Consider the following 15,886-nt stretch of genomic DNA (forward strand, 5'->3'; position numbering starts at 1 on the left):
AGCGGCGGCACTGATTTGTCGCGCACGCGCCTGAAACTGCCCTTCTGCTCGGGGAAAACCAGCATCCCCCCGCCAGAGCCCGGCTGCGCGCTTCCTTTATAATCAGCGTAATTCTAAAGGATTCGAGGTGCAGTCATGCTCGATCGTGAAGGCTTTCGCCCGAACGTCGGCATCATCCTCCTCAACGCACGCAACGAGGTTTTCTGGGGCAAGCGCATCGGCGAACACTCCTGGCAGTTTCCGCAGGGCGGCATCAAGTACGGCGAGACGCCGGAACAGGCCATGTACCGCGAACTGCATGAGGAAACCGGCTTGCTCCCGGAGCACGTCAGGATCGTTGGTCGCACGCGCGACTGGCTGCGTTACGAGGTGCCGGACAAGTTCATCCGCCGCGAAATCCGCGGCCATTACAAGGGCCAGAAACAAATCTGGTTCCTGCTGCGCATGGCCGGCAGGGACTGCGATATCCACCTGCGTGCCACCGACCATCCGGAGTTCGATGCCTGGCGCTGGAGCCACTACTGGGTGCCGCTGGATGCGGTGATCGAATTCAAGCGCGATGTCTACCAGATGGCGCTGACGGAACTGTCGCGCTTCCTCAACCGGCATCCGCGCGTGCCGCTGAGCCCCTATGGCACGCATGCGCACGGCCGTCATGGCGGCGGGCAGCGCGGTATCCCGCCCGTGGTCGCCGGCCAGCCGTCAAGGCCCGCCGCTGTCGATGGTGGCGGCGCGGCTGCGCAAGAAACTGTTTCGCCGGCGGCGCCGGTTACCAACTCACGGAGTACTGATGACTAGTTGCACCGGCCCGGGCCGCCGCGGCGGCCTGAGCGCTGCCGGCCTGCTGCTTGCCGCCGCCACGCTGGCGCTGGCGGGCTGCAAGACCACCGGCAAGGAGATGGCGGAAGAAGAAAGTACCTGGCTCAGCCCCTTCGCGCCCAAGACCTTCGAGGAAGCCAAGGCAATGCTGCCGGCGCTGCCGCAGGATTCCAACCTGGTGCCGTTCTCGGTTTCCGGCACCGGAACGCTGTCGTTTGCGGTGGACAGCAAGTCGGTCTCGGTAGGCAAGGACAACGTGGTGCGCTACACCGTGGTCACCACCAGCCAGAGCGGCGCCCGCAACGTGACCTTCGAGGGCATGCGCTGCGACGCGTTCGAGCGCAAGCTCTACGCCACGCTGCCCAAGGGCGCCACCGAATGGGTGCCCAACACCAGCGACTACGGCGAGGCCTGGCACCGCATGGAAACCGGCGTGCGCAACGCCTATGCTGCCACGCTGGCCATCGAGTTCTTCTGCGAAGGCCGCACGGTGGCCGGCAAGCCGGAGGACATGGTGCGCGAACTGCAATCGCGCGCGCCCAGCCGCCGCTAAGCCGCCGCTAAGCCGCCGCTAAGCCAGGCGGCATCGGGATAAAAAAAACGGCGGGACTGCCTGGCAGTTCCGCCGTTTCTTGTTGGACCACGCAGTGGCGCTCTGGCGCCGCTCAGACCAACACGAGGTTGTCGCGGTGGATCAGCTCGGGCTCGTTCAGGTGGCCCAGCACCGATTCGATTTCCGACGAAGGCTTGCGCGCGATCAGCCTCGCCTCGGCGCTGGAATAGTTGGTGATGCCGCGCGCCACTTCCTTGCCCTGCGTATCGACGCAGGCGATCACCTCGCCGCGGGCGAATTCGCCCTGCACTTCCACCACGCCAATCGGCAGCAGCGACTTGCCGCCGCCGGTCAGCTTCTCGACCGCGCCGTTGTCGATCACCACTCGCCCGCGCAGCTGCAGGTGGTCAGCCATCCATTGCTTGCGCGCGGTGAGCCGCCCGGTCGGGGCCAGCAACTGGGTGCCGATGGCCTCGCCCGCGGCCAGCCGCTCAAGCACGTTGGCCTCGCGCCCGGAGGCGATGGTGGTGTGCGCGCCGGACTTGGCGGCACGCTTGGCCGCCAGGATCTTGGTCAGCATGCCGCCGCGCCCGATCGACGTGCCGGCGCCGCCAGCCATCGCTTCCAGCTCGGGCGTGCCGGCCAAGGCCTCGTCGACGAACTGCGCCGCGGGGTCCTTGCGGGGATCGGCGGTGTACAGGCCGCGCTGGTCGGTCAGGATCACCAGCGCGTCGCCTTCGATCAGGTTGGTGACCAGGGCGCCGAGCGTGTCGTTGTCGCCGAACTTGATTTCGTCGGTGACCACGGTGTCGTTCTCGTTGATGATCGGCACCACGCCCAGCGAAAGCAGCGTCAGCAGCGTGGAGCGCGCGTTCAGGTAGCGCTCGCGGTCGGCCAGGTCGGCGTGGGTCAGCAGCACCTGCGCGGTGCGGATGCCGTAGCGGGTGAACTGGCTTTCATAGACCTGCGCCAGGCCCATCTGGCCGACGGCGGCGGCGGCCTGCAGCTCGTGGATTTCCTTCGGCCGGCGCACCCAGCCCAGGCGCTGCATGCCTTCGGCGATGGCGCCGGAGCTGACCAGCACCACTTCCTTGCCCGCCACGCGCAGTTTGGCGATCTGCGATGCCCAGCGGGCGATGGCGTCGTGGTCCAGCCCCTTGCCATCGTTAGTGACCAGGCTGGAGCCGACTTTGACGACGATGCGCTTTGCCTGCGCGATGACCGATTGCATGGCGGGAATCCTGTCTCCGGAACTCGTTTCTAACCGTTGGTTTTGTTATGCCTCGCGCTCGCCCTGGTCGACGTTATGCAGCCGATCGTCGAGCCGGATGTCCGGTTCGGCCAGCGCCGCGGCCTCTTCGGCCTTGATCGCCGCCAGATGGTCCTTGATCGCGTAGATCAGCTCGCGGCAGCCTTCGCCGGTCAGCGCCGAGATCTGGAACACCGGGCCCTTCCACTTGTAGCGCTTGAGGAAGTCCTTCACCTTCGCCGCGCGCTCGTCCTCAGGGACCACGTCGAGCTTGTTCAGCACCAGCCAGCGCGGCTTGTCGTGCAAGTCCTCGTCATACTTCTTCAGCTCGTTGACGATGGCCTTGGCCTCGGCGACGGGATCGACCGCCTCATCGAACGGCGCCAGGTCGACGATGTGCAGCAGCAGGCCGGTGCGCTGCAGGTGGCGCAGGAACTGGTGGCCCAGGCCCGCGCCCTCGGCCGCGCCTTCGATCAGGCCCGGAATGTCGGCGACCACGAATGACTGCTCATGGTCCACGCGCACCACGCCCAGGTTGGGATGCAGCGTGGTGAACGGATAGTCCGCCACCTTGGGTCGCGCGTTGGAAACATGCGAGATGAAAGTCGACTTGCCGGCATTGGGCATGCCCAGCAGGCCGACATCGGCCAGTACCTTCAGTTCGAGCTTGAGCATGCGGCGCTCGCCCGGCTTGCCGTCCACCTGCTGGCGCGGCGCGCGGTTGGTACTGGACTTGAAATGCAGGTTGCCCCACCCGCCCATGCCGCCTTCCGCCAGGCATACGCGCTGGCCATGCTCGGTCAGGTCGGCGATGACTTCGCCGGTGTCCATGTCGGAGATCAGCGTGCCGACCGGCATGCGCAGCGTGATGTCGTCGCCAGCCGCGCCGTAGCAGTCGGAACCACGGCCGTTCTCGCCGTTCCTGGCCACGTGCTTCTTGGCGTAGCGGAAGTCGATCAGGGTATTGATATTGCGGTCCGCCTGCGCGAACACGCTGCCGCCGCGGCCGCCGTCGCCACCATCCGGGCCGCCGAAGGGCACAAACTTCTCGCGCCGGAACGAGGCGCTGCCATTGCCGCCGTTGCCGGCGATGGCTTCGATTCGGGCTTCGTCGATGAACTTCATGATGGGTTTTCCGTGATGGATTGGCGGGTCCGCGGGACCGGCAGGCTCGGTGCGAACGTGCGGCAATACGCCACATCATCCGAACCGGCCAATGTTATTGTCGCCAGAAAAGAAAAAGCCCCGCAAGCGTTGCGGGGCCTTTCATCCTGCAAAGGCTGTTATCAGGCCGCCGGAACGACGCTGACTTGCTGCTTCTTGGCAGGGCCCTTGACGGCGAACTGCACGTGGCCGTCAACCAGGGCGAACAGCGTGTGGTCCTTGCCCACGCCGACGTTGTCGCCGGCATGCACGCGGGTACCGCGCTGGCGGATGATGATGCCGCCGGCGTTGATGGCCTGGCCACCAAACACCTTCACGCCCAGACGCTTCGATTCGGAATCACGGCCGTTCCGCGTGGAACCGCCGCCTTTTTTCTGTGCCATGTCTTACTCCTGTCGCTTTACCGGATTACGCTCGATCGATCAGGCAACGATCGCTTCGATGCGCAGTTCGGTGTAATTCTGACGATGGCCCTGACGCTTCTGGTAGTGCTTGCGACGGCGCATCTTGAAGATCTTCACCTTGTCGTGACGACCCTGGGAGATAACGGTAGCCTTGACGGAAGCCCCGCTAACCAGCGGCGTACCAAACTTGATTTGGTCGCCGGCGCCCACTGCGAGCACCTGGTCGAGCGTGATTTCTGCGCCAATGTCTGCCGGTATCTGTTCTACTTTCAGTTTTTCGCCAGCAGCAACCTTGTATTGCTTGCCGCCGGTTTTTACGACCGCGTACATTGTCGAACCTCTCGGATGTGAATAAAACGCCCAGACCGCGCGATGCGGCCCGGTTATCTCCCGCCGGCAAGGACCCGCAAGGCGAGCGACTACCGGAGGAAACCGGGAATTGTAAACGAGATCGGGGAAAACTGCAAAGAAAACAGGCACATAGCCTGTGAGCGGCGCGGCCGGCACAATCGGCGGCGGCCCTGCTCAGGTCAGATCGGCGAGAAGGAATCCCGCCAGTGCGGCAAACGCCACCCACCACGCGGTGCGGCGCAGCTGGCGGCGGGGTACGGGCTTGTCCATGTCCGCATTATAGTTGCGCCGCTTGTCCACGCCGCTGCGCGCATACCCTGAGGCGCCGCCAGACAAGAATGCGGGCATGCGTAGAACGCCGCGTGCATCGCATATAATCGTGCGGTTTTGCGTAACGGTGATCATCTTGTCCCAGCCTTCCGCCACTGCCTTGCTTGCCCCGGTCGCTGCAGACATGCGCGCGGTTGATGCTGTCATCCGCCAGCGGCTGTCTTCCGAAGTCCCCCTGATCGAACAGATCGGTGAATACATCATCAGTGCCGGCGGCAAGCGCCTGCGCCCGGTGATCCTGCTGCTGACGGCGCGCGCGCTGGGCTATGACGGCAACCGCCACCACGAGCTGGCCGCGGTCGTCGAGTTCATCCACACCGCCACGTTGCTGCACGACGATGTCGTCGACGAATCCGAGCTGCGCCGCGGCCGCGACACCGCCAACGCGGTGTTCGGCAATGCCGCCAGCGTGCTGGTCGGCGACTTCCTCTACTCGCGCGCGTTCCAGATGATGGTCGACGCCGGCAGCATGCGCATCATGGAAATCCTGTCCAACGCGACCAACGTGATCGCCGAGGGCGAGGTGCTGCAGCTGCTGAACATGCACGACCCGGACGTCACCGTCGAGCGCTACCTGCAGGTGATCCGCTACAAGACCGCCAAGCTGTTCGAGGCCGCCGCCCAGCTGGGCGCCGTGCTGGCCGGTGCCGACGCGCAGATGGAAGAAGCCGCCGCAGAATACGGCCGCCGCATCGGCACCGCCTTCCAGCTGATCGACGACATGCTGGACTACACCGCCAGCGCGGAGCAGATGGGCAAGAACGCCGGCGACGACCTGCGCGAAGGCAAACCCACGCTGCCGCTGCTGCACCTGCTCGAGCACGGCACCGCGGAGCAGCGCCAGCTGGCGCGCGACGCCATTGTGCAGGGCGGCACCAAGCACTTCGACGCGGTCTTCGCGGCGATCCACGCCAGCGGCGCGCTCGAGGTCACCTTCGAGGCCGCGCGCCAGGAAGCCGAAGCCGCCGAACGGGCCGCGCAACAGTTCCCGGATTCCGCGCTGAAGGAAACGCTGATCCAGCTGTGCGCGTTCTCGCTGCAGCGGCAGTCGTAGGATTCTCCGCGCCCTCTTCCATTTCAGCAAAATCGCTGTTATAGTTACCTTCTTTGCTGCTGACGCCCAGCGCCTGCAGGAAAAACAAATCGGGGTGTAGCTTAGCCTGGTAGAGCGCTACGTTCGGGACGTAGAGGCCGGAGGTTCGAATCCTCTCACCCCGACCAGATTTAAAAAGCCGAATCGACGAAAGTTGATTCGGCTTTTTGTCTTTCTGGCCTGCGTTTCTGGCCTGCGACTCCTCAGCCCATGATTGCCTTGCGCTGTCGCCGAGGCTGAGGCATTTCTCAAATCGCCATCCACTGATGGCTTGCGTTCCCACCGCGGGCACCCCCGCCCCCGCGCAGGTAGGGTTGCGCCCGTGTCGCGCAAATGCCAACACGTCCCGCCGTCGCCTTTACAAAAAGTGACCCCAGCGGCAAACTGCCCCGATCCCAAGACATGGGACTGCCTCGTCCAGCCCTGGCCGGTGGCAGCCACTGTCCAACCACCGCGCACCTGTCATGACACTCGGTCTTGCCCTGACCCAGAGCCGGCGTATCGCGCCCGCCCTGCTTGCTCAGCTGGAGCAGGCCGCCCGTGAAAAGCAGTCGCAGCTGATCGACGAGATCGTCGGCAGCGGCACCATGAGCGCGCACGACCTGGCGGTGTTCGCCGCGGACAAGTACCAGCTGCCGCTGCTCGACCTGAACCAGTACAACCTGACCAAGGTGCCGCCGGGGCTGGCTGGCAACCGCGAATTCCATGCGCACCGCTTGCTGCCGCTGGGCCGGCGCGAAAACCGGCTGGTGCTCGGGCTATCCGATCCGTCGAACCAGGCCGGCCTGGACGCGATCAAGGAAAAGTACAAGGTGCCGGTCGAAGCGGTGGTGGTCGAGCACGACAAGCTGATGAAGCACGTGCGCTCCGCCGGCGAGGCGCTGGGCACGCTGAAGAACATCTCGCCGGTGCAGGCCGAGCGCAAGATGATCGAGTACGACCCGGTCGCGGCCGCCGGCGCGCAGCGCAACCGCACAGCCGCCGATGCCATCGACGACGCGCCCGTGGTGCGCTTCCTGCAGAAACTGCTGACCGAAGCCTTCCACCGCGGCGCCTCCGACCTGCATTTCGAGCCGTTCGAGACCTTCTACCGGATCCGCTTCCGCGTTGACGGGGTGCTGCAGGAGGTGGCAAGGCCGCCGCTGGATATCCGCGACAAGATCGCCACCCGCATCAAGGTGCTGTCCCGGCTGGATATTTCTGAAAAGCGCGTGCCGCAGGACGGCCGCATGAAGCTGCTGATCGCCCTGCCCAAGGATACGAAGGACAGCAAGGACGCGAAGGATTCCAAGGACAAAGACACCAGGGAAACGGTCGAGAAAGCCGTCGATTTCCGCGTTTCGACGCTGCCGACGCTGTTCGGCGAGAAGATCGTGATGCGTATCCTGGAGTCGTCGAGCGACAAGCTCGACATCGACCAGCTCGGCTACGAGGCGCAACAGAAGGCGCTGCTGCTGGACGTGATCAAGCGCCCGTACGGCATGGTGCTGGTGACCGGCCCCACCGGCAGCGGCAAGACGGTGTCGCTGTACACCTTCCTGAACCTGCTGAACCAGGGCGACATCAATATCTCGACCGCCGAGGACCCGGCCGAAATCCAGCTGCCCGGCATCAACCAGGTCAACGTCAACGACAAGGCCGGCCTGACCTTCGCCGCCGCGCTGCGTTCGTTCCTGCGGCAGGATCCCGACGTCATCATGGTCGGCGAAATCCGCGACCTGGAAACCGCCGATATCTCGATCAAGGCCGCGCAGACCGGCCACCTGGTGCTGTCGACGCTGCACACCAATGATGCGCCCACCACGCTGACGCGACTGATGAACATGGGCGTGGCGCCTTTCAACATCGCCTCCAGCGTGCTGATGATCACCGCGCAACGGCTGGCGCGGCGGCTGTGCACCTGCAAGCGCCCCGGCGATCTGCCGCGCGAGACGCTGCTGGACGCCGGCTTCCGCGATCACGATCTGGACGGCAGCTGGCAGCCCTATCATCCGGTTGGTTGCGAGCGCTGCAACGGCAGCGGCTACAAGGGCCGCTGCGGCATCTACCAGGTCATGCCGATCACCGAGGCGATGCAACAGATCATCCTGTCGCATGGCACCGCCCTGCAGATCGCCGAGCAGGCGCGCAAGGATGGCGTGCTATCGTTGCGCGAAGCGGGGCTGCTGAAGGTCAGGGCGGGCGTCACGTCACTCGAAGAGGTGCTGGCGACCACGAATACGTAGCAAGGCAGTCAGGTCACAACGTAAATACAAGACGTACCAGAAACGTCATTTACACCGGGGGTCAACAACATGGCGACGCGCGCACCAGCGGCGGGTGCCCGGACGGGAACACCGTCGCGGGCAAAATCAGGCAAGGGGCGCAAGGCCCCCACCCAGTACATCTTTGAATGGGAAGGCAAGGACCGCAAAGGCAAGACCTTCACTGGCGAGCTGCGCGCGGAGAGCCAGGCCGAGGTCACCGCCACGCTGCGCAAGCAGGGCCTGACCATCGTCAAGCTCAAGAAGCGTAAGGCCGCGCGCGGGCGCAAGATTACCGAGAAGGACATCGCCTATTTCACCCGGCAGCTGTCGACCATGCTCAAGGCGGGGATTCCGCTGCTGCAGTCGATCGACATCATCGCGCGCGGGCACGCCAATCCCAACTTCACCCAGCTGCTGTCCGAAATCCGCTTCGATATCGAATCGGGCAGCAGCATGGCGGCGGCATTCCGGCGACAGCCCAAGTACTTCGACACGCTCTACTGCAACCTGATCGATGCGGGCGAACAGGGCGGTATCCTGGACGCGCTGCTGGAGCGCCTGTCGCTCTACATGGAAAAGACCATCGCGCTGAAGGGCCAGATCAAGTCGGCGATGATCTATCCGATCGCGGTGCTGACGGTGGCCTTTGCCGTCACCGTGATCCTGATGCTGTTCGTGATCCCGGCGTTCAAGGGCGTTTTCTCCAGCTTCGGCGCCAACCTGCCCGCGCCGACGCTGCTGGTGATCGCGATCTCGGACTTTTTCGTGCAGTACTGGTACCTGGTCATCGGTGCGCCGGTGGCCGGCATCACGTCCTACCTGCGGGCGCGCAAGAAGTCGGAGAAGGTGCAGCGCTGGTCCGACCGCGCGCTGCTGAAGCTGCCGATCTTCGGCAGCCTGTTCCGCAAGGCGGTGATAGCGCGCTGGACACGAACGCTGGCGACCATGTTCGCCGCCGGCACGCCGCTGGTGGAGTCGATGGAGTCGGTGGCCGGCGCCGCCGGCAACTGGGTCTACTACGACGCCACGCGCGAAATCGAACAGTCGGTGCGCATCGGTACCAGCCTGACCAACGCCATGCAGGCCACGCACGTGTTCGACAACATGGTGCTGCAGATGACGCAGATCGGTGAAGAATCCGGCGCGCTCGACAACATGCTGCTGAAGGTGGCCGAGTTCTACGAGCGCGAGGTCGACGACGCGGTGGCCGCCATCTCCAGCCTGATCGAACCGATCATCATCGTGGTGCTGGGCGTGCTGATCGGCGGCATGGTGGTGGCAATGTACCTGCCGATCTTCAAGCTGGGACAGGTGGTGTAGCGAATGGCGCTGGCGTATTCCGTTTCGCCGTTTCCCGCCGGCAGCGGGCAATTGCTGCAAGCGCTGGCGGCGCTGCCACCTGCCTTCATGGTGGCGGCGGCGGCCATGCTGGGCCTGGTGGTAGGCAGTTTCCTTAACGTGGTGATCCACCGGCTGCCGCGCATGATGGAGCGCGACGAAGCCAACTATATCGCCGAGCTGCGCGGCGATCCCCAGCCCTACCCCGCCCGCTACAACCTGATGGTGCCGCGCTCGGCCTGTCCGCACTGCGGCCACGCGATCGCGCCCTGGGAGAACGTGCCGGTGCTGAGCTGGCTTGCGCTGCGCGGCCGTTGCTCGGCCTGCAAGACCCGGATCAGCGCGCGCTACCCGCTGGTGGAGCTGGCCTGCGGCATGCTGAGCGCGCTGGTGGCGTGGCGCTTCGGCCCCAGCGTGCAGGCCGTGGCGGCACTGGTGCTGGTGTGGGCGCTGCTGGCGCTGACCCTGATCGACGCCGACACCCAGTTGCTGCCGGACCAGATCACGCTGCCGCTGCTGTGGCTGGGACTGGTGCTGAACCTGGGCGCGTTGTTCGTGCCGCTGGCCGACGCCGTGATCGGCGCCGCCGCCGGCTACCTGGCGCTGTGGGCGGCGTACTGGCTGTTCCGGCTGGTGCGTGGCAAGGAAGGCATGGGTTTCGGCGATTTCAAGCTGATGGCGGCCCTCGGCGCGTGGTTTGGCTGGCAGGCGCTGCCGGCGCTGGTGCTGCTGTCATCGGTGGCCGGCGTGGTGTTCGGGCTGGCCAGCATCGCGCTGCGCCGGCAGGACCGCGACACGCCCTTCCCCTTCGGCCCCTTTATCGCGCTGGCGGGCCTGGTGGTGCTGGTGTTCGGCTCCGGCGTGCTGCCGCTGACCGTGCTGCCGTGAAGCTGGTATCGTGACGGCAACATCGTCAACTGGCCTTCACGGCATCCCCACATGCTGGAAATCGGACTGACCGGCGGCATCGGCAGCGGCAAGACCCGCGTGGCCGACATGTTCGCCGCGCGCGGCGCCGCGATCATCGATACAGACCTGCTCGCCCACCAGATCACCGCGCCGGGCGGGCGTGCCATCCCGGCGCTGGTCGAGGCCTTCGGGCCTGAATGCCTGCGCCCTGACGGCGCCATGGATCGCGACGCGATGCGCGCGCTGGTGTTCGCCGACCCGGCCGCCAAGGCGCGCCTCGAAGGCATCACCCATCCTCTGATCCGAGCGCTGACTAACGAGCATGCCCAGGCGGTCCGCGACGCCGGCGAGCATCCTTACCTGATCTACGTGGTACCGCTGCTGGTCGAGTCCGGCTCATGGCGCGAGCGCGTGGGCCGCGTGCTGGTGGTCGACTGCACGGAAGCCACCCAGGTGGCGCGCGTGATGGCGCGCAACGGCTTCAGCCGCGAACAGGTGCAGGCGATCATGGCCAAGCAGGCGACGCGGCGCGCGCGGCTGGCATGTGCCAACGACGTCATCGACAACGACGGGCCAGTCGATGCGCTCGCGGCGCAGGTGGACCGCCTCGACCGCTATTACCGCGAACTGTCGGCGTCCGGGAAGGTCCATCCCGAAGCCGGCGCATGATGCGCGGGCCCGGCCCGGCGGCACGCGGAGAACGCGCGTCCGACATTGTCCTCGGCCCGGGTCTCGCATAGAATGCGCTGGAACATGCCGGGAAATCGCCGCATACTGCGGGCATTGGACACCGTGGATCCCTCCGACAAAGTCCACCCAGCCCCTTCCGGCGTTCCCCGGGCCACATTCCGCACCGGGCCTGCTCCTCTCATGGAGCCCGCCCGGCGCCCTGCACGGACATAGCACTTGATTCTGTACGAATATCCTTTCAACGAACGCATCAGGACACTCCTGCGGCTGGAGGACCTGTTCGATCGGCTGGAATACTTCCTCGGCCAGGATCACCCCCAGCAGCACCATGTCGCGCTGACCACGCTGTTCGAGATCATCGACGTAGCCGGCCGCGCCGACCTCAAGACCGACCTGATCAAGGAACTGGAACGCCAGCGCCAGGCGCTGGCGCCGCTGCGCGCCAACCCTCAGATCGACCAGGAAGCGCTGGACAGCGTGATCGGCGAGATCGAGCAGGGCATCGCCATGCTCAACCAGACCGTGGGCAAGGCCGGGCAGCTGCTGACCGACAACGAGTGGCTGACCAGCATCCGCAGCCGCGCCATCATTCCAGGCGGCACCTGCGAATTCGACCTGCCGGCCTACTACGCGTGGCAGCATCGCCCTGCGGAGGACCGCCGCGCCGATATCCTGAAGTGGGCGCGCCCGCTGGTATCGCTGCGCATGGGCACCACCATCGTGCTGCGCCTGCTGCGCGAAGCCGGCCAGAGCGGCAAGGTGATCGCCACCGGCGGCAGCTACCAGCAGATGCTGTCGGGCCGCAGCTACCAGCTGATGCAGGTGTGGCTGGATGATTCGCTGCTGGCCTTCATCCCGGAAATGAGCGCGAACAAGTACATGCTGTGGGTGCGCTTCACGCAGCAGGACGGCGACCTGCGGCCGCGCTCGGTCGATGCCGATATCCCGTTCCTGCTGAAACTCTGCAATTTCTGAAGCCATGCCCGCAGTCGTCAAATGCCCCACCTGCGGCACCGAGGTGGCCTGGGTGCCCGACAACAAGTTCCGCCCGTTCTGTTCCGAGCGCTGCAAGCAGATCGACCTCGGCGCCTGGGCGTCCGAAAAGTACGTGATTGGCGGCAAGCCGGGCGAGACGCCCTCGCCTGACCTGCCCGGCGACGAGGACGACTGACATAGTCGCCCCGTCCGCACAGACCGCTCAGTGCGCCGCCGCCAGCACGCGGCGGTAGAACCCCACGCACACCAGCACGAAGACCGCCAGGCCCAGCCACTGCGCCGTTGCCTCAAAGCCGGCGCCCACCAGCGCCAGCGGCGCTTCCGTGCCCGACAGGCCGATCACCGCGGCCAGCATCACGCCCACCAGGCTTTCGCCGACGATCAGGCCGGATGCCAGCAGCGTGCCGCGCCGCTCGGCATGTTCCAGCGCCAGCTTGACGTCGTCGCCGCGCGCGGTGGCACGGCGGCGTTCGGCGCGCAGCAGCACCCACGACAGCACCGCCCCGACGACCAGCGCCGAGCTGATCGTGGGCGGCAGGTAGATACCAATCCCCACCGCCAGTACCGGCAGGCGCGCCGGCCCGGCGCGGCGCCGCAGGACCTCGTCGATCACGATCAGCACCACGCCAAGTGCGATGCCGGTCAGGATCATGTTCCAGTTCAGCTGGTGGGTGAAGATGCCGGTGGCGATCGCCGTCATCAGCGTGGCCTGCGGCGCGGCCAGCGCCTGGCCCGGGTCCATGCCCGCGCGTGGCAGCGCGCCGGCAAACCCATAGGCGTTGTAGAGCAGTTCCAGCACCGGCGGAATTACCGCCGCGCCCACCGCGCAGCCGATCAGCAGCGCCAGTTGCTGGCGCCACGGGGTGGCGCCCACCAGCCAGCCGGTCTTCAGGTCCTGCAGGTTGTCATTGGCAATGGTGGCCACGGCGAGCACGGCGGAGGTCGTGAAGATGGCCAGCGCGATGGCAAACTTGCCGCCTTCCGGCGTATCCAGCAGGCCGTCCGCGGTGCCGAGCGCAAGGATCAGCAGCGAGACCAGGATCACCGCAATGATGCCGATGCCCGAGATCGGGCTGGCCGACGAACCGACCAGCCCTGCCATGTAGCCACAGGCCGCCGCAACCAGGAAGCCGAACACGAAGGCAAACAGCACGGCGCAGCCGACCAGGCGCCAGCGAGTGCCGGCGTCCAGCGGCGCCGGCTGCATGAAATATCCGAACGTGGCCGCCAGCACGACCGCCAGCGCGACGGCAATGACGCCGATCCAGCGCACGGGCAGGTCCTGCTGCGTGCGCGGCATGCCGTCGCCACGCGCGCCGCCGGCTCCCCTGATCGCGCCAAGCGACGCACGGATGCCATCGAGCATCGGCCGCGCAAGCGTGATCAGGGTCCAGATAGCCGCAATGCCGATCGTCCCGGCGCCGATAAAGCGCACTTGCGTGCTCCACACCGTCGTGCCGAAGGCCTGCAGCGTGGCGCCATCGGGCCGCGGCGTGACGGCAGTCAGCCAGGGCACGGCGACACCCCAGGTCAGCAGCAGCCCCAGCAGCATGGCCAGCCCGCCGACGATGCCGACCAGGTAGCCGGCCCCGACCAGCGCCAGCGAGAAGCCCATCGAAAAGCGCATCACCGAGGCGCCCGCAGCGAGCCACAGGTTGGCCCCTTCGGCCAGCAGGCGCAGCCCGCCCGCGGCAAAACTGAACAATCCCGCCACCAGCCCGCCGTCGAGCAGGTCGGCCAGGCCGGTGCCCTGGCGCTTTGCACCGGGCGCGCCGGGTGCGGCCTCATGCGCCGCGCTGCCGACGCGCAGGATTTCCGCCGCCGCCACGCCTTCGGGGTACGGCAGCTCGCTCTGCACCACCATCGCATGCCGCAGCGGGATGCTGAACAGCACCCCCAGCATGCCGCCGGCGGCGCAGATGGACAGCGTCTGCCAGAACGGAAAGCCTTGCCAATGGCCGAGCATCACCAGGCCCGGCAGCACGAAGATGATGGACGAGAGCGTGCCCGCGGCCGAGGCCTGCGTCTGCACCATGTTGTTCTCGAGAATGTTGGCGCCGGGGAACAGCCGCAGCACCGCCATCGAGATGACCGCGGCCGGAATGGCCGAGGAAAATGTGAGCCCTACCTTGAGGCCGAGATAGATATTGGAGGCGGTGAACACCACCGTGATCAGCGCCCCCAGGATGATGCCGCGCAAGGTCAGCTCAGGCAGGGAAATGTCGTCGGCAACGCGGTCTGCACGCAGCATACGGATCCTTTATTGCTGTTATTGTCGATCGGCGCAATCACGGGCGCCGCGGCCGCGGGGCGCGGGGCGCGGGGCGCGGGTATGTCAGGCAGGGCCGGCCCGGGGTCTGTGCCCTAGGCTTCTTCGCCCAGCCATTCGACCACCGGAATGGTGGCCGGCAGCAGCGGCGCGACCGTCACGGGCACCGTCTGCCAGGAAAAGGCCTGGCCTTCGCGGCCGACCGGGTCACCGCGCCAGGCAGTGACCTTGCAGAAATGCAGCCGCACATAGGCGTGCGGGTAGTCGTGCTCGAGCACATGCCAGCGCTCGCACGCGGTAATGTCGAGTCCCAGCTCCTCATGCAGCTCGCGGGCGAGCGCGGCTTCCACGGTCTCGCCTGGCTCGAGCTTGCCGCCGGGGAATTCCCAGTAGCCTTCGTACGGCTTGCCCGCGGGGCGCTGCGCCAGCAGGAAGCGGCCGTCGGGCTGCACCATCACGCCGACGGCGACTTCGGTGACCTTGCGCGGCGGGTTGCCGGCGGTCTCTGCGGGCTTGTCCATGGCCGCGCTCATGCCTTGTCGTTCCCCGGCACGTCGGCGATGTACGGCTGGCCATGCTTGCCGCCCCAATCGCGCGCGAACTGCCACGCCACGCGGCCCGAGCGTGATCCGCGCTCCAACGCCCACACCAGCGCGTCACCGCGCGCGGCGGCGATGTCTTCGTCGGTGCAGCCGAAGTGCCTGAGCCAATGGCCGACAATGGTCAGGTACTCATCCTGCTTGGGCGGGTAGAACGACAGCCACAGCCCGAAGCGCTCGGACAGCGAGATCTTCTCCTCGACCACTTCGCCGGGATGGATCTCGCCGTCGTCGGTGTGGCGGTAGGTCTCGTTGTCCTTCATGTACTCCGGCAGCAGGTGCCGGCGGTTGGACGTAGCGTAGATCAGCACGTTGTCCGACTGCGCCGCGACCGAGCCGTCAAGCGCGGACTTCAGCGACTTGTAGCCCGACTCGCCTTTTTCGAACGACAGGTCGTCGCAGAAGATGACGAAGCGCTCGGAGCGGGCCGAGACCAGCTCGACGATATCGCCGAGGTCGCCCAGGTCATCCTTGTCGACCTCCACCAGCCGCAGCCCGTCCTTGACGAAGGCATTCAGGCAGGCCTTGATCAGCGACGACTTGCCGGTCCCGCGCGCGCCGGTCAGCAGCACGTTGTTGGCCGGCAGCTTGCTCACGAACTGGCGCGTGTTGGCGACGATGGCGTCCTTCTGGCGCTCGATGTTCTTCAGGTCGTCCAGGTGGATCGGCGGCAGCTGGCGCACCGGCTGCAGGTAGCCGATATTGCCGAACAGGCTCTGGCGCTTGCGCCAGCGGAACGCTACCGCCTCCTGCCAGTCAGCATCGTTCAGTTGCGGCGGCAGCCATTGTTCGAGGCGGGAGAGGAAGTTATCGAGGCGGGCGGCGAGGTCGGACATGGTGGGGCGGCGGATGGGTTCGTGCGCCCTGCCCGCGTGC

At 66.3% G+C, this 15,886-nt stretch carries 17 protein-coding genes and 1 tRNA gene; 10 read left to right on the top strand and 8 right to left on the bottom strand.

What is annotated here, in order from left to right; translation table 11 throughout:
* Positions 1-135 precede the first annotated feature (135 nt).
* Positions 136-798 carry an RNA pyrophosphohydrolase gene (locus tag VSR71_RS29195; protein ID WP_342917139.1) on the top strand — a complete coding sequence of 221 codons (663 nt, stop codon included), beginning with the start codon at positions 136-138 and terminating at the stop codon, positions 796-798.
* Positions 791-1,372 (top strand): CNP1-like family protein, encoded by a 582-nt coding sequence (locus VSR71_RS29200; RefSeq protein WP_342917140.1) that lies wholly within the window; start codon positions 791-793, stop codon positions 1,370-1,372. The genes VSR71_RS29195 and VSR71_RS29200 overlap by 8 nt, the downstream gene beginning before the upstream one ends.
* Before the next feature lie 112 nt (positions 1,373-1,484).
* On the opposite strand, the gene proB is transcribed toward VSR71_RS29200, so the two are convergent.
* The 5 genes from proB to VSR71_RS29225 all read right to left on the bottom strand — a co-directional run bounded on the left by proB (position 1,485) and on the right by VSR71_RS29225 (position 4,996).
* The gene (gene proB, locus VSR71_RS29205) at positions 1,485-2,603 is read right to left on the bottom strand and encodes a glutamate 5-kinase (RefSeq protein ID WP_342917141.1); all 1,119 of its coding nucleotides are present in this window, start codon (positions 2,601-2,603) and stop codon (positions 1,485-1,487) included.
* Positions 2,604-2,648: 45 nt separating this feature from the next.
* On the bottom strand, positions 2,649-3,746 hold the full coding sequence (gene obgE, locus VSR71_RS29210; RefSeq protein ID WP_342917142.1) for a GTPase ObgE: 1,098 nt from the start codon (positions 3,744-3,746) through the stop codon (positions 2,649-2,651).
* A 161-nt stretch (positions 3,747-3,907) separates the two neighbouring features.
* The gene (gene rpmA, locus VSR71_RS29215) at positions 3,908-4,168 is read right to left on the bottom strand and encodes a 50S ribosomal protein L27 (protein WP_010814747.1); all 261 of its coding nucleotides are present in this window, start codon (positions 4,166-4,168) and stop codon (positions 3,908-3,910) included.
* A gap of 39 nt (positions 4,169-4,207) precedes the next feature.
* Positions 4,208-4,519 (bottom strand): 50S ribosomal protein L21, encoded by a 312-nt coding sequence (rplU, locus tag VSR71_RS29220; RefSeq protein ID WP_006576525.1) that lies wholly within the window; start codon positions 4,517-4,519, stop codon positions 4,208-4,210.
* 195 nt (positions 4,520-4,714) lie between these two features.
* Entirely contained in the window at positions 4,715-4,996 is a 282-nt protein-coding gene (locus VSR71_RS29225; protein ID WP_342917143.1) for a hypothetical protein, read from the bottom strand.
* Here VSR71_RS29225 and ispB point away from each other — a divergent pair.
* The 8 genes from ispB to VSR71_RS29265 all read left to right on the top strand — a co-directional run bounded on the left by ispB (position 4,995) and on the right by VSR71_RS29265 (position 12,317).
* On the top strand, positions 4,995-5,924 hold the full coding sequence (gene ispB, locus VSR71_RS29230; protein ID WP_342917144.1) for an octaprenyl diphosphate synthase: 930 nt from the start codon (positions 4,995-4,997) through the stop codon (positions 5,922-5,924). The genes VSR71_RS29225 and ispB overlap by 2 nt on opposite strands.
* A 90-nt stretch (positions 5,925-6,014) precedes the next feature.
* Positions 6,015-6,091 (top strand) — tRNA-Pro (locus VSR71_RS29235).
* 336 nt (positions 6,092-6,427) lie between these two features.
* Positions 6,428-8,188 carry an ATPase, T2SS/T4P/T4SS family gene (locus VSR71_RS29240; RefSeq protein WP_342917145.1) on the top strand — a complete coding sequence of 587 codons (1,761 nt, stop codon included), beginning with the start codon at positions 6,428-6,430 and terminating at the stop codon, positions 8,186-8,188.
* A 69-nt stretch (positions 8,189-8,257) separates the two neighbouring features.
* Positions 8,258-9,529 carry a type II secretion system F family protein gene (locus VSR71_RS29245; RefSeq protein WP_342917146.1) on the top strand — a complete coding sequence of 424 codons (1,272 nt, stop codon included), beginning with the start codon at positions 8,258-8,260 and terminating at the stop codon, positions 9,527-9,529.
* Between the two features lie 3 nt (positions 9,530-9,532).
* Positions 9,533-10,435 (top strand): A24 family peptidase, encoded by a 903-nt coding sequence (locus VSR71_RS29250; protein ID WP_342917147.1) that lies wholly within the window; start codon positions 9,533-9,535, stop codon positions 10,433-10,435.
* Between the two features lie 51 nt (positions 10,436-10,486).
* Positions 10,487-11,125 (top strand): dephospho-CoA kinase, encoded by a 639-nt coding sequence (coaE, locus tag VSR71_RS29255; RefSeq protein ID WP_342917148.1) that lies wholly within the window; start codon positions 10,487-10,489, stop codon positions 11,123-11,125.
* Positions 11,126-11,362: 237 nt separating this feature from the next.
* Positions 11,363-12,121 carry a cell division protein ZapD gene (gene zapD / locus VSR71_RS29260; RefSeq protein WP_063241554.1) on the top strand — a complete coding sequence of 253 codons (759 nt, stop codon included), beginning with the start codon at positions 11,363-11,365 and terminating at the stop codon, positions 12,119-12,121.
* Between the two features lie 4 nt (positions 12,122-12,125).
* The gene (locus tag VSR71_RS29265; RefSeq protein WP_029048086.1) at positions 12,126-12,317 is read left to right on the top strand and encodes a DNA gyrase inhibitor YacG; all 192 of its coding nucleotides are present in this window, start codon (positions 12,126-12,128) and stop codon (positions 12,315-12,317) included.
* Positions 12,318-12,344: 27 nt separating this feature from the next.
* Here VSR71_RS29265 and VSR71_RS29270 read toward each other — a convergent pair whose 3' ends face one another.
* The 3 genes from VSR71_RS29270 to VSR71_RS29280 form a co-directional block, all read right to left on the bottom strand.
* Positions 12,345-14,393, bottom strand: coding sequence for an OPT family oligopeptide transporter (locus tag VSR71_RS29270; RefSeq protein ID WP_342917149.1), 2,049 nt, complete (start codon positions 14,391-14,393; stop codon positions 12,345-12,347).
* Positions 14,394-14,506: 113 nt separating this feature from the next.
* A complete protein-coding gene (locus tag VSR71_RS29275) occupies positions 14,507-14,944 on the bottom strand; it encodes an NUDIX domain-containing protein (protein WP_133098004.1) in 438 nt (145 codons plus the stop codon).
* Complete coding sequence (locus VSR71_RS29280) at positions 14,941-15,846, bottom strand: ATP-binding protein (protein WP_342917150.1); 906 nt, start codon at positions 15,844-15,846, stop codon at positions 14,941-14,943. The genes VSR71_RS29275 and VSR71_RS29280 overlap by 4 nt, the downstream gene beginning before the upstream one ends.
* Between the last annotated feature and the right edge of the window lie 40 nt (positions 15,847-15,886).

Source organism: Cupriavidus oxalaticus (genome assembly GCF_038900635.1).
Lineage (GTDB): Bacteria > Pseudomonadota > Gammaproteobacteria > Burkholderiales > Burkholderiaceae > Cupriavidus > Cupriavidus oxalaticus_B.